This window comes from Pseudomonas arsenicoxydans (genome assembly GCF_900103875.1).
GTDB lineage: Bacteria > Pseudomonadota > Gammaproteobacteria > Pseudomonadales > Pseudomonadaceae > Aquipseudomonas > Aquipseudomonas arsenicoxydans.
Genome location: NZ_LT629705.1, coordinates 5,501,625 through 5,513,619, shown reverse-complemented (window position 1 = coordinate 5,513,619; position 11,995 = coordinate 5,501,625). Strand labels below are relative to the sequence as shown.

Here is an 11,995-nt window from a genome sequence, read left to right as displayed (position 1 = left end):
GCAGGTAATATTTTGTGGCAATTAGTTTTTGCTGCCGGTCGTCAGGTGCTTATTTGAGCCAGTGGCCAGGCGTAAGGCCGGTCAGGTCCTTGAAGAACGCGATAAACGCGCTGTCACTGGCAAATCCTGCTTCGAATGCGCTGTAGCTGACGCTGCGCCCGGTGGCGAGCAATTCCATGGCCCGCATCAGCCGCCACTGCTGGCGCCACTGCTGATAACTCATGCCGGTTTCCCGCTGGAAGATTCGCCCGATGGTGCGGCCGCTGGCACCGATTTGCTTCTCCAGCACCTGAAGTTCCGGCGGCAGTTGCCCGGGTGTTGCCAGCAGCGGCGCCAGGCGCTTGTCCCAAGGCAGGGGAAGGAGCATCGGTTGCTGCGGCGCCTCGCCAATCTCGCTCAGGCAAAGCCCCAACAGATGAACCCATTTGCCCTGCTGCCAGTCAGTGTCGAAATCGGCGAGCGCTATCGGTTCCAGCACCGCCCGCAGCAACGGGCTGACTTCAATCACGCAGACCTGCTGCGGTAGCCCGGCGCATAACGCCGGTGTCAGGTAAATGGAGCGGTAGTCGACGCTTTGCTGCATCACGGCGCGGTGCTCGATTCCCGGGGGAATCCACGCGGCGCGGGAGGGCGGCAACAGGCAAAGCTGCTGCGCGAGGGTGATGCGCGTGCAGCCTTGGCGGGTGAACAGCAACTGTCCACGCGCATGCCGATGCCGTCCGGAATCGTGATCGCCCAGGGTGGCCGCAATGCCGATGACTGGCGCCGGATAGTGGTCGGGATTGAATTGCGCGTGGGCGTCGAGCCAGGCCATGGATTGTCCGATTTCAACGATTAATTGGCAGGATTTGGATAGTACGTCAGTCACGACTCCTTAAGCTGCTCGCCAGTTTCTCTTGATGAGTGAAGTCGCGATGAATTCCAACAGCCTGTTGATATTGGCAATCGCCTTGCTGATGTTCCCGCAGATCGCCCAGACCCTTTACAGCCCGGCACTGGCGGATATCGGCGAGGTCTTTGCCGTGGATGCGCAACAAGCGGCGCAAACCCTGTCGGTGTATTTCCTGGCCTTTGCGTTCGGCGTGGTGGTTTGGGGCCGGTTGTGTGACCGGATCGGACGTCGACCCTCGATGCTTGCAGGTCTTGCGCTGTACGCAGGGGCTTCAGTGCTGGCTTTAAATGCTCGCACGTTCGATGCCTTGCTGATGGCCCAGGCATTGGCCGCGTTGGGTGCTGCGGTGGGTTCGGTGGTGACGCAAACCCTGTTGCGCGACCGCTTCAAGGGCGCAGAACTGGCGCATGTGTTTTCGATAATGGGCATCGCGCTGGCGGCCAGCCCGGCAATTGGCCTGTTCACCGGCGCGAGCCTGGTGCACGCGTTCGGCTATCGAGGCGTGTTGGGATGTCTGTTGCTGATGTCCGCGGTGCTGTGGCTGTGGTGCCTGCGGACCTTGCCGGAAACCCGCCCGCAAAAGGTGAAGACACCGCCCCTGTACGAGACGTTGTGGCACATGCTGCGAGACCTCGATATCTGGCGCTCGACGCTGCTGGTGACGGTGTTCAATATCGCGCTGTTCAGCTATTACAGTCTCGGCCCGTTCATGTTTGAGCGACTGGGCTTGAGTGCGCAAGGGTTCGGCTACAGCGGCGTGATCCTGGCCCTGGGTTCAGGGCTCGGCGCCTGGCTCAACAAACGATTGTTGCGTCGCGGCTTGAGCGGCCCACAGCTTGTTCAACTGGCAGGGGCGGTGATGTTGTCGGGTGCCAGTGGTGTGTGGCTACTGGAAGAAAGCGCTTTGTTCGTGTTGCCGATGATGCTGGTGGTGTTGGCGTTCGGCATGGCGATCCCGAACATTCTGGGCTCGGCACTGGCCAACTATGGTGATCGATTGGGAACGGCCGGTGCGTTGTTTGGTTTGCTGTATTACTTGTTTATCGGGGGTGGGCTGATGCTTGTCGCCTGGGGGCAGGCGTTAGGCGAAACCTTGATGCTCTGCGGCGCGTTGGCTCTGTTGTTGGCGGGAACAGCACGCATCCGGCAAACCTGAAAAACCATTAAGCGAACACGATGCCCGGCGTTGCGCCGGACATCGCGATGACACTTAAACCCGTTCGAAAATCGCCGCGATCCCCTGGCCGCCGCCGATGCACATCGTCACCAGCGCATAACGGCCGTTGATGCGGTGCAGTTCGTGGATGGCTTTGGTGGCGATGATCGCGCCTGTCGCGCCGACCGGGTGGCCCAGGGCAATGCCCGAACCGTTCGGATTGACCTTGGCCGGGTCCAAATCCAGTTCTTGGCTGACCGCGCAAGCCTGGGCGGCGAAGGCGATGTTGGCTTCGATCACGTCCAGATCAGCCACCGTCAGGCCGGCGCGTTTGAGCGCCAGGCGCGTGGCGGGAATCGGCCCGAGGCCCATCAATTCTGGCTCAACACCGGCGTGGGCATAGCTGACCAAACGAGCCAGTGGACGCAGGTTATTGACCTGAACCGCGCTGCCGGTGGCCATGACCAGCGCAGCGGCGCCGTCGTTCAGACCTGACGCGTTACCCGCCGTGACCGAACCGTCTTTCTTGAACGCCGGCTTCATTTGCGCCAGCTGTTCCAGCGAAGTGGAACGCGGATGCTCGTCGACGTTGAACAGCGTGGTTTCCTTGCGACCGCGGATTTCGACCGCGGCGATTTGCTCGCTGAAATAGCCATTGGCAATTGCAAACGCGGCACGTTTTTGATCTTCCAGGGCAAGGGCGTCCTGCATCTCGTGGGTGATGCCGTTGCGCTCGGCGACGTTCTCGGCGGTGATGCCCATGTGGATGGCCTGGAACGGGTCATGCAGGATGCCCAGCATGTAATCGATGGCCTGGACGTTGCCCATGCGCGCGCCCCAACGGGCGGAAGGCATCAGGTACGGACCACGGCTCATGGATTCGGCACCGGCGCCAATCGCGATTTCGGCGTCGCCCAGCATCAAGGTCTGGGCCGCGCTGATGATCGCTTGCAGGCCGGAACCGCAGAGGCGGTTGACGTTGTAGGCCGGTGTTTCCTTGGGCAGGCCGGCGTTCATCGCGGCCACCCGGGAGATGTAGGCATCGCGGGTTTCGGTCGGGATCACGTTGCCCATCACCAGGTGGCCAACCTGCGCCGGGTCGACGCCGGAGCGTTGCAAGGCGGCCTTGACGGCCGTGGTCGCCAGATCGGCCAGGGGCACATCCTTGAGTGAGCCACCAAAGGAGCCGATGGCGGTGCGTGCGGCGCTGACAACAAATACTTCCGGGGTGTTCATGACGGCTGTCCTGTGAGTGATTTCTTATCGGTACTTCGATTAAGTATGGCGTTCAAAGCTGTCTGCGCTTCAGGGCTTTTCAGGCGCTTGATGAACAGCAAATTCTCTTGGCGAATGGTCGCTTGCAGTTCCGGCATCGTCGTCTGTTTGAGCAATTGCCGGGTCTGGCGCAGGGATTCCTGGGGCAGCGCCAGCAGGCGCCGAGCCATGTGTTGCGCGGCCGCCAGGCACTGTTGACCGTCGTCGAACAGTTCGTTGGCCAAGCCACAGGCAACGGCGGCGGCACCGTCGAGGCTGTCGCCCCACAGCAACAGGCGCGCCGCCCGGGCATGGCCAAGCAGGCGTGGCAGCAGCAGGCTGGCGCCGAACTCCGGGCACAGGCCCAGGTTCACGAATGGCATGCGCAGCTTCGCGTTTCGCGTGACCAGCACCTGATCGCAATGCAGCAGCAAGGTGGTGCCAATCCCGATGGCCGCTCCACACACCGCGGCGATCAACGGTTTTTGCAGGTGGATGACCACGCGCATCAGGCGAAACGCCGGGCTGTCCAGATCGGTCGGTGGATGCTGGAGAAAATCCGCCAGATCGTTGCCGCTGGTAAAGCACGAAGCGCCACCGGTGACGATAATCACGCCGGTCTGGTCGTCTTCGTCAGCGGCCAGTAACAAGTCGGCCAGATGCGTGTACATGCGGTTGTTCAGTGCATTGAGTTTGTCGGGGCGGTCAAAGGTGAGCGTCAGTACGCCTTCGTTTCGTTCTTGTTTGATCAGGTCGTTCATGTGCTTGCCCTGGATAAACGGTGCGAAGGGCACTCTAAGCGCGCGACCCATGCCGGATCTATGACAAAACGAGTCAACGAAACTGCTGCTTTTTGCCATGTTGGGGCCTCGCGAACGGCACGAACCGGCGCACACACCCATTCGGGGTATGGTGCCGTTTGCCGAACCGCTCGATAGTTGATTCATCCGCTCATCCAGAACGGAACTCGCTTGATAAGGTGAATTTGCTATGCGCAAGGCCTTCTTGGTGATGTTTGGTGCGTTACTTGTGCCGCTGTCGGTAGGCGTCCACGCCGCCGAAGTGGACGACGGCAATACGCTGCGGCTTTATAACTGGGCCGATTACATCGGCGAAAAAACCATTGCCGACTTTCAGAAAGCCACCGGCATCAAAGTGATTTACGACACGTTCGATGCCTATGAAACAGTACAGGCGAAGTTGCTGACAGGTCATTCCGGCTATGACCTGGTGGTGTTGAATGCCTCTTTGGCGCCGCCGCTGATCAAAGCCAAAGTGTTCCAGCCACTCGATAAAAAGTTGCTGCCGGGTTGGACCAACCTCGACCCGAAAGTCTTGCAGGACTTGCAGGGTTTTGATGCCGGTACGCTGTACTCCGCGCCTTATACCTGGGGCAGCAACGGCATCACCTACAACGTCGACAAGATCAAGGAACGCATGCCGGACGCGCCGATTGGCTCGCTGGCGATGATCTTCGACCCGAAAATCGTCTCGCGTTTTGCCGATTGCGGCGTGACCCTGGTCGATGCGCCCACGGAAGTCATTCCACTGGCCCTGAAATACCTGGGACGCGACCCGAGAAGTGCCGCCCCCGAGGACCTTAAAGCCGCCCAGGACTTGCTGCTGTCAGTGCGGCCCTTCATTCGCAAGTTCGATTCGGTCAACTACCTGACCAGCCTGCCCAATGGCGATGTGTGCATGGCGATGACCTGGTCCGGCGATTACGCCACGGCCATGGCCCGCGCCGAAGAAGCCAAGCTGAAGATCAAGCTGGCCTACTTCATACCCAAGGAAGGTTCGCTGATCTGGTTCGACAATATGTACATCCCCGCCGATGCGCCGCACGTGAGCAACGCACACAAGTTCCTCGATTACTTGATGCAGCCACAAGTCATGGCGGACGTGACGGACTTCATTCACTACGCCAACAGCAACGCGGCCGCCACGCCGTTAGTGCAGGCCGATGTGCGCAACAACCCGGCGATCTACCCAGATGAAGAAACCCGCCAGCGGCTGTTTCCGCAAAAGACCCAGGACGCGAAAGAGATGCGCGCCATGACCCGGGTCTGGAGCACGGTGAAGAGCGGAATTTGATCGTTTACCCCTTTGGTTTGAGGTTTTTGTATGGCTACTCCTACTCAGAAAGTGCTGTCGAGCGTCGATAACGCGCAGTTGGTCAAAGCCGATAAAGCCCACTACATGCACGGCTATCACATGTTCGACGAACACGCCGAGCAAGGTTCGCTGAACATTGTGGCCGGTGACGGCGCCTACATTTTCGACGCGCAGGGCAACCGTTTTCTCGATGCCGTTGGCGGCATGTGGTGCACGAACATCGGTCTGGGCCGTGAGGAAATGGCGCTGGCGATTGCCGACCAGGTGCGGCAATTGGCGTACTCCAATCCGTTTTCCGACATGTCCAACAACGTCGCCATCCAGTTGTGCGAAAAACTCGCCAGCCTGGCCCCGGGCGATCTCGATCACGTGTTCCTGACCACCGGTGGCTCCACCGCCGTGGACACCGCGTACCGGCTGATTCAGTACTATCAGAACTGCCGGGGAAAACCCGAAAAGAAGCACGTCATTGCCCGTTTCAACGCGTATCACGGCTCCACCACGCTGACGATGTCGATCGGCAACAAGGCTGCCGACCGGGTGCCGGAATTCGATTACGCCAATGACAAGATTCACCACGTCTCCAACCCCAATCCTTACCGGGCCCCGGACGGCATGGATGAAGCGCAGTTTCTCGAGTTTCTGATCGAGGAGTTCGAAGACAAGATTCTGTCCATCGGTGCGGACAAGGTCGCTGGCTTTTTTGCTGAGCCGATCATGGGTTCCGGTGGCGTGATCATTCCGCCCAAGGGCTATCTGAAACGCATGTGGGAAGTCTGCCAGCGCTACGACATTCTGTTCGTCGCCGATGAGGTGGTTACCTCGTTCGGGCGCCTCGGCAAGTTCTTCTCTTCCCTGGAGGTGTTTGATGTGCAGCCGGACATCATCACCACGGCCAAAGGCCTGACGTCGGCCTATTTGCCGTTGGGCGCCTGCATCTTTTCCGAGCGGATCTGGAAGGTGATCGCCGAGCCCGGCAAGGGCCGCTGCTTTACCCACGGCTTCACCTACAGCGGCCATCCGGTGTGCTGCACGGCGGCGCTGAAAAATATCGAGATCATCGAGCGCGAAAATCTGTTGGCGCATGTCGACGTGGTCGGCGCGTACCTGGAACAGCGTCTGGCGACACTGCGCGATTTGCCGTTGGTGGGGGATGTGCGCTGCCAGAAGCTCATGGCCTGCGTGGAGTTTGTCGCCGATAAACGCACCAAGGCGTTGTTTACCGACGAGATCAACATCGGCGAGATGATTCATTCCCGGGCGCAGGCTAGAGGGCTGCTGGTGCGGCCGATCATGCACCTCAATGTGATGTCGCCGCCGCTGATCCTGTCGTGCGCGCAGGTCGATGAAATCGTCGAGATCCTGCGGGTGTGCATCCTTGAAGTGGCGGCCGAGCTTGAGCAGAGCGGCCAGTATTTCGGCCAATGAGTGCGCTGACGCTGCGGTTACCAGAGGCCGGTTCACCCGCTAGACTGCGGGGCATGAGCAAACCAAACGACGACACGTTGATCGCCTTGCCCTTCGGCGCCTTGCATAAGTGGCATGGCGACATGCGCCAGGCGTTCGCCCACATCGATGAGCCCGATGCGCTGCGCCACCTGGCGTCGGCCTTCGGGCACCTGGTGTCCATCGAGTCGGTGATGATCAGCCTGGAACACAAGGACCGGCCACCACAATTGTTGTATCAGCGCGGCATACCGGAAAAATATCGGGAGTCGATCATCGACCGCTATTTTTCCGGCGGCTACTTGCTCGACCCGTTTTGCCTGGCCGTCGAACAGGGGCTGGCTGAAGGGTTTTATCACCTGGAGGAAATCGCCCCGGACAACTTCTTCGACAGCGAGTATTACAAGACTTACTACTTGAAGGCGGGGAGCTCCGAAGACAGCTTTTATATTGTCGATACCGGCAATGACACCAAGGTGTCGGTGAGCCTGTTTCAAGGGTTTGGCGGGGAAAGTCTGCGGGCTGAACAGTTGAACCTGTTACGGGCGGTTGAGCCGCTGGTGCGCGAATTCATCAGCGAGTTCGGGTGTCGGGGCTTGCAGCACAGTGTCGTCGGTGAAGGCGGGCGCGACAATCTCAAGCATCGCGTGCAGTCGGCGTTCGAACACTTTGGCTGCGACTTGCTGACCGAGCGCGAGCGTGAAGTGGCGCACATGGTGCTGCGTGGGCACTCGGTGAAGTCCACGGCCAGCCAGATGAGCATTTCGCCGGAGACGGTGCGCATGCACCGCAAGAACCTTTATCTGAAGCTGGAAATCGGTTCGCAGTCGGAATTGTTTGCGCTGTTTATCGAGTGGTTGCGCAAGCACTGATGATCGTTCCCACGCTCTGCGTGGGAATGCAGCCCGTGACGCTCTGCGTCACAGTGGACGCAGAGCGTCCATGGAGGCATTACCACGCAGAGCGTGGGAACGATCAGTTAGGCGCAATCTTCGCGCTTAACGACCCTGACCACCCACTTCTGTTTCTTCAAGCACCATGCTTGAGCAACTGACTGAACGCCTCCAACTCACCTTTCTCGACATCGGAGACCAGCACATAGCGCATGTGATTCTCTTGCCAGGACACCACATTGAAGCCACGAATCGATTGGGTTTTCGGTGGTTTATCCGCCTCGGTGGTCGGCAAGATGAAGACATTGATGATGTGTTTGGCCCGGCCATAAGTGAGTGCCGCCGTGTTCTGGTGCTGCAGGTAATCCAGCCGGCCACCCAGCAATGGAAACCCCTGCGCCGAGTAATCGAACACCGGCGGCGAGAAGTCGAGTTTGCCGGTAAACCAGGGCTTCACAGTGTGGCGGTCAGAGGAAACCACATCGTTCAAATGCTCACCCATCAACGAACGAACATGGCTCGACACCGCCTCATCCATCAACGGTTGTTCACTGCCAGGCATGGCCACAAAAAGCACCACCGCCAAAGCCAGCGCTGCCGCTGAAAAGGCCGGTGCGATCCATTTGCGCCAACGCTCGACGACACTTGTGCGGGGCGCAACGGCGGCCAATACACCGTCGACCAGCGACGCTGGCGCCGGGTAATACGGCGCCTGGCGTTTCACGCTGACCATCAGCAGCTTTGCCTGATCGTGCAACCGCGCGCACTCCGCGCACCCGGCCAAATGCCCGGCCACCTTCGCGGTTGTCGCCGGATCGAGTTCCTGGTCCAGATAGCCATGCACCAGCGTCTGGCAAGACTTGCAGTCGAGTTCATTCATGGTCATGCAACTTCAGTAGTTCGAGCTTGAGCATGGCGCGAGCCCGGGCCAGCCTGGACATCACGGTGCCGATGGGAATGTCGACCACCAGGGCGATGTCCTTGTAGGGCATGTCTTCAAGATCCTTCAGCACAATCACCTCCCGAAACACCGGCGGCAGGGCGCACAAGGCTTGCTGGATCAACACCGCATTTTCAGTGTGAATGGCCAGCAGTTCCGGGCTCTGGCCGTGGCTCAGCGCTGCGTCGTCTTCGGGCAGTTCATCGCCGATGGACACCCAATGGTGCCCGGCCGAGGCCTTGAGCCAGGTGTAGCTTTCATTGCGCACGATGGTCAGAAACCAGGCCTTGGCGTTGCCATCAGCGAAGCGATGCAAAAACCGGAAGGCGCGCAGGGCACTCTCCTGCACGACATCGCGCGCGGCGCTGTCGTTGCCCGTGAGCCAGCGCGCGAGGTTGTAGGCTGCGTCCAGATGGGGCGCAAACAGTTCCTCAAATCGCTTCATAGTGTTTCCCGCACTGTCCCACCCTTATAACTGTGATACGTCGGGTTTTATTCCCGGGAAAAAATATTTGTTTCGACCCGGAATAAAGTCCCGCTCCGCCAGGTTTACCTCGTGTCAGCTACATCACTGTAGTTCGCCAGCGAGGGAATTCCGATGGACATTCAAGCAAAACACTTACGACGCACCGACGGCCCGCTGAGTCCTGACCGCCGAACACTGCTCAAATGCTCGGCCTGGGCCGGGGCGGGGGTGATCTGGGCGCTGTGCGGCGGTATCCCCCGAGCCTTTGCGCTGGATGAGGCGGGCAATGTTGCCGACCCCAAGGCTCTGGCCAGCACTTTCCACTTCGTACAAATCAGTGACTCGCATATTGGCTTCAACAAGGAGGCCAATCCGCAGCCCGCGAAGACCTTGCAGGAGGCCATCGACAAGGTCATTGCGCTGCCGAAACGGCCGTCGCTGATCCTGCACACCGGCGACATCACTCACCTGTCCAAGCCCGAGGAGTTCGACACGGCCGCGCAACTGCTCAAAGGCCTGCCGTCCACCGTGCACTACGTGCCGGGCGAGCACGACACCCTCGACGAGGGCGGCGGCAAGCTTTACCTGGAGCGTTACGGCAAGGGCACCAAAGGCAACGGCTGGTACAGCTTCGATGACCACGGCGTACATTTCATTGCGCTGGTCAATGTCTTCAACTTCCAGGCCGGCCGTGAAGCGACCCTTGGCGCCGATCAACTGGCCTGGCTGGCCGATGACTTGCGCGCTGTCACGACCAGCACGCCCATCGTGGTGTTTACCCATATTCCGTTGTGGACGATTTATCAGCCGTGGGGCTGGGGCACCGAGGATGGCGACCAGGCGATTGCCATGCTGCGCAAGTACGGATCGGTAACGGTGTTGAACGGGCACATTCATCAGGTTATCCAGAAGGTCGAAGGCAACATCACCTTCCACACCGCGCGCGGTACGGCTTATCCACAACCCGCACCGGGCACGGCGCCGTCGCCAGGGCCGATGACGGTGGCGGCCGATCAGCTGCGCAATTACCTGGGGGTTACCGATGTGCGGGCAACGCAGGGCGAGCATCCGCTGGCGCTGATTGATTCGACATTGGTTTAGGGGGAGGGCATTCAGATGAAAAAGCGATTGTTGGCTGTGGCCTGCCTGCTGCTGTCGATGCCGGTGTGGGCTCAGGAGGTGAAAATCGACATCAAGGAGTTCATGTTCGGACCCAAGGATTTGAACGTGGCCGTGGGCACCAAAGTGACGTGGGTGAACGACGACCAGATTCCGCACACGGTGGCGGAAACCCACAAGGTGTTTCGCTCAGGGGCACTGGATACCAATGACAGCTTTTCCTGGGTATTCAACACACCGGGGGAGTACGAGTATTTTTGTGCGCTGCATCCGCAGATGATCGGGAAGATTGTGGTCAGCCAGTAATGGCGCAAGACACTTGCGATAAATCCGGCTGAATGTGGGAGCGACGGTGCGGCGTCCCGACCTGCTCGCTCCCACAGGTCTTCGTGCATGGTTTCGATCTTCCAGGGTCGATGGCAGCGGGTGCTTGGCTCACCAAAAGCAGTAAACCAATGCCACGGCAGCGGCGAGACCCAATGCCGCCAGCGCCTTGATCGGCAAGGTTTCGCTCAATCGCTGCAGGGGCGAGTTCGCATAAATGGCGGGGGCATGCTGCTCGCGCCTGATTGCCCGGAAGATGTAGCGCAAGCCAATCAACAAAAACAGCACGATCACGCCGAGGGCAACGCCGCGAGTCTTGGCCGGCTTGGCCAATGGCGGCGTTTTGTCTTGCAGGCACGCGGCGCTGTCGGCTTCGACGACGGTGATTCGCCCGTAATCGGCGGAGGGCAATTTCTCGCCTTTGAGGATTGCCGCCTCTTGCTCGAGGTCCAGGGCTTGATATTTCCAGAGCGTCGACGACCCTTCCCGGCAGTAGGTGAACGTGATGGGGTTTGGGGCAGTAATAATGCACGCGTCGTTGATGCCGAGCTTTTTCAGCGTTTCGGTAGCAGGCCGCGTGAAATCCAGGTCCAGGACCGGAACAATCCCCGTGGCAGACGCTGCCGTCGAAACCAACAGGCTCCCGGTAGCGCAGAGTGTTGAAATTTTCAAGGTTGGATGCCCCTTGTTTCCAATGTTTTTGTTTTTTGGAGCTCGGCTACAACCTGCCAGGTGAAGTCTAGAATTCTAGTTGAACCTCAATGACCGGCGTCGAATCATTGCCAATAATGGTCGAAAAGATTCTCGACTCTGCGAGCGGCCGGCGATTAATTTCAGAGTGTCTGGATGACAATTGAAAAATTCAACGAAGACCTGCGTCAGGCGCGCGAGGAGCTGACGGCCGCGACGGCCCAGGTCATGAAACTGGTCCGTTCGGGCAAGGCGTTCGGGGAGGAATGGGACGCGGCGGTTGCACGAGAGCGCAAAGCCTTTCAGAAAATGCAGTGGGTGCTGGACAGCCCCTTGGCGCCCCGGTGAGGCGGGAAGTCGGAGAGGTAGCTGTTCGAGGGCCGACTCAATAGGTCATTGCGAGACCTTGCGCATGCATGGATTTGCTCTGACACACCGCAATGGCGGACGCTTTCACGCTACCTGTGGAAGCGGGTTTGCCCGGGAAAGCGGTGTCATTTCGGAGTGCTGTTTAACGGCGTTTAAGGTTACTTCCTGAAAGCTACAACGCCTTGCGCCATTGCCTACGACTACGCCAGAATCCGCCGGCTTGTGCGCTTTTGACCCCCTCGGTAACTTGGTCCCCGTCACTGATTCCCAGTGATCGGGTTTAGTAGCCCGAGGATTTGAAAGCTGCACAAGTGTCTGTCAGACAGGTATT

At 59.4% G+C, this 11,995-nt stretch carries 13 protein-coding genes; 7 read left to right on the top strand and 6 right to left on the bottom strand.

The window, feature by feature from the left end; genetic code table 11:
* Positions 1-49: 49 nt before the first annotated feature.
* On the bottom strand, positions 50-814 hold the full coding sequence (locus BLQ41_RS25720) for an AraC family transcriptional regulator (protein ID WP_090186156.1): 765 nt from the start codon (positions 812-814) through the stop codon (positions 50-52).
* A 100-nt stretch (positions 815-914) separates the two neighbouring features.
* On the opposite strand from BLQ41_RS25720, the gene BLQ41_RS25715 reads away from it, so the two are divergent.
* Positions 915-2,048, top strand: a complete 1,134-nt coding sequence (locus BLQ41_RS25715; protein ID WP_090186153.1) for a multidrug effflux MFS transporter — start codon at positions 915-917, stop codon at positions 2,046-2,048.
* A gap of 54 nt (positions 2,049-2,102) precedes the next feature.
* On the opposite strand, the gene BLQ41_RS25710 is transcribed toward BLQ41_RS25715, so the two are convergent.
* Positions 2,103-3,284 carry an acetyl-CoA C-acyltransferase family protein gene (locus BLQ41_RS25710; RefSeq protein WP_090186150.1) on the bottom strand — a complete coding sequence of 394 codons (1,182 nt, stop codon included), beginning with the start codon at positions 3,282-3,284 and terminating at the stop codon, positions 2,103-2,105.
* Positions 3,281-4,063 (bottom strand): enoyl-CoA hydratase, encoded by a 783-nt coding sequence (locus BLQ41_RS25705; RefSeq protein ID WP_090186145.1) that lies wholly within the window; start codon positions 4,061-4,063, stop codon positions 3,281-3,283. The genes BLQ41_RS25710 and BLQ41_RS25705 overlap by 4 nt, the downstream gene beginning before the upstream one ends.
* 229 nt (positions 4,064-4,292) lie before the next feature.
* On the opposite strand from BLQ41_RS25705, the gene BLQ41_RS25700 reads away from it, so the two are divergent.
* From BLQ41_RS25700 to BLQ41_RS25690, 3 genes are read left to right on the top strand one after another with little or no spacing between them, the layout of a single operon-like run.
* Positions 4,293-5,396 carry a polyamine ABC transporter substrate-binding protein gene (locus tag BLQ41_RS25700; protein ID WP_090186143.1) on the top strand — a complete coding sequence of 368 codons (1,104 nt, stop codon included), beginning with the start codon at positions 4,293-4,295 and terminating at the stop codon, positions 5,394-5,396.
* A gap of 30 nt (positions 5,397-5,426) precedes the next feature.
* Positions 5,427-6,845, top strand: coding sequence for an aminotransferase (locus tag BLQ41_RS25695; protein ID WP_090186140.1), 1,419 nt, complete (start codon positions 5,427-5,429; stop codon positions 6,843-6,845).
* Between the two features lie 53 nt (positions 6,846-6,898).
* On the top strand, positions 6,899-7,735 hold the full coding sequence (locus BLQ41_RS25690; RefSeq protein WP_408003479.1) for a helix-turn-helix transcriptional regulator: 837 nt from the start codon (positions 6,899-6,901) through the stop codon (positions 7,733-7,735).
* A gap of 157 nt (positions 7,736-7,892) precedes the next feature.
* On the opposite strand, the gene BLQ41_RS25685 is transcribed toward BLQ41_RS25690, so the two are convergent.
* Both BLQ41_RS25685 and BLQ41_RS25680 read right to left on the bottom strand, forming a co-directional pair.
* On the bottom strand, positions 7,893-8,636 hold the full coding sequence (locus tag BLQ41_RS25685) for an anti-sigma factor family protein (protein ID WP_090188826.1): 744 nt from the start codon (positions 8,634-8,636) through the stop codon (positions 7,893-7,895).
* Positions 8,629-9,141, bottom strand: coding sequence for a sigma-70 family RNA polymerase sigma factor (locus tag BLQ41_RS25680; RefSeq protein WP_090186133.1), 513 nt, complete (start codon positions 9,139-9,141; stop codon positions 8,629-8,631). Before BLQ41_RS25680 ends, BLQ41_RS25685 begins: the two co-directional genes overlap by 8 nt.
* Before the next feature lie 153 nt (positions 9,142-9,294).
* Here BLQ41_RS25680 and BLQ41_RS25675 point away from each other — a divergent pair, with 153 nt between their 5' ends.
* Positions 9,295-10,263, top strand: coding sequence for a metallophosphoesterase family protein (locus tag BLQ41_RS25675; RefSeq protein WP_090186130.1), 969 nt, complete (start codon positions 9,295-9,297; stop codon positions 10,261-10,263).
* Between the two features lie 15 nt (positions 10,264-10,278).
* Complete coding sequence (locus BLQ41_RS25670; protein ID WP_090186128.1) at positions 10,279-10,587, top strand: cupredoxin domain-containing protein; 309 nt, start codon at positions 10,279-10,281, stop codon at positions 10,585-10,587.
* A 129-nt stretch (positions 10,588-10,716) separates the two neighbouring features.
* Here BLQ41_RS25670 and BLQ41_RS25665 read toward each other — a convergent pair whose 3' ends face one another.
* Positions 10,717-11,277, bottom strand: coding sequence for a hypothetical protein (locus BLQ41_RS25665; protein WP_090186126.1), 561 nt, complete (start codon positions 11,275-11,277; stop codon positions 10,717-10,719).
* Between the two features lie 174 nt (positions 11,278-11,451).
* Between BLQ41_RS25665 and BLQ41_RS25660 the strand changes: the two genes are divergently transcribed.
* Positions 11,452-11,643, top strand: a complete 192-nt coding sequence (locus tag BLQ41_RS25660; RefSeq protein ID WP_090186123.1) for a hypothetical protein — start codon at positions 11,452-11,454, stop codon at positions 11,641-11,643.
* Positions 11,644-11,995: the final 352 nt, after the last annotated feature.

Coding starts and splice junctions, on each gene's coding strand:
- BLQ41_RS25670 (WP_090186128.1), top strand. CDS start 10,279: ATGAAAAAGCGATTGTTGGCTGTGGCCTGCCTGCTGCTGTCGATGCCG.
- BLQ41_RS25720 (WP_090186156.1), bottom strand. CDS start 814: ATGGCCTGGCTCGACGCCCACGCGCAATTCAATCCCGACCACTATCCG.
- BLQ41_RS25685 (WP_090188826.1), bottom strand. CDS start 8,636: ATGAATGAACTCGACTGCAAGTCTTGCCAGACGCTGGTGCATGGCTAT.
- BLQ41_RS25660 (WP_090186123.1), top strand. CDS start 11,452: ATGACAATTGAAAAATTCAACGAAGACCTGCGTCAGGCGCGCGAGGAG.
- BLQ41_RS25700 (WP_090186143.1), top strand. CDS start 4,293: ATGCGCAAGGCCTTCTTGGTGATGTTTGGTGCGTTACTTGTGCCGCTG.
- BLQ41_RS25710 (WP_090186150.1), bottom strand. CDS start 3,284: ATGAACACCCCGGAAGTATTTGTTGTCAGCGCCGCACGCACCGCCATC.
- BLQ41_RS25675 (WP_090186130.1), top strand. CDS start 9,295: ATGGACATTCAAGCAAAACACTTACGACGCACCGACGGCCCGCTGAGT.
- BLQ41_RS25690 (WP_408003479.1), top strand. CDS start 6,899: ATGAGCAAACCAAACGACGACACGTTGATCGCCTTGCCCTTCGGCGCC.
- BLQ41_RS25705 (WP_090186145.1), bottom strand. CDS start 4,063: ATGAACGACCTGATCAAACAAGAACGAAACGAAGGCGTACTGACGCTC.
- BLQ41_RS25680 (WP_090186133.1), bottom strand. CDS start 9,141: ATGAAGCGATTTGAGGAACTGTTTGCGCCCCATCTGGACGCAGCCTAC.
- BLQ41_RS25715 (WP_090186153.1), top strand. CDS start 915: ATGAATTCCAACAGCCTGTTGATATTGGCAATCGCCTTGCTGATGTTC.
- BLQ41_RS25695 (WP_090186140.1), top strand. CDS start 5,427: ATGGCTACTCCTACTCAGAAAGTGCTGTCGAGCGTCGATAACGCGCAG.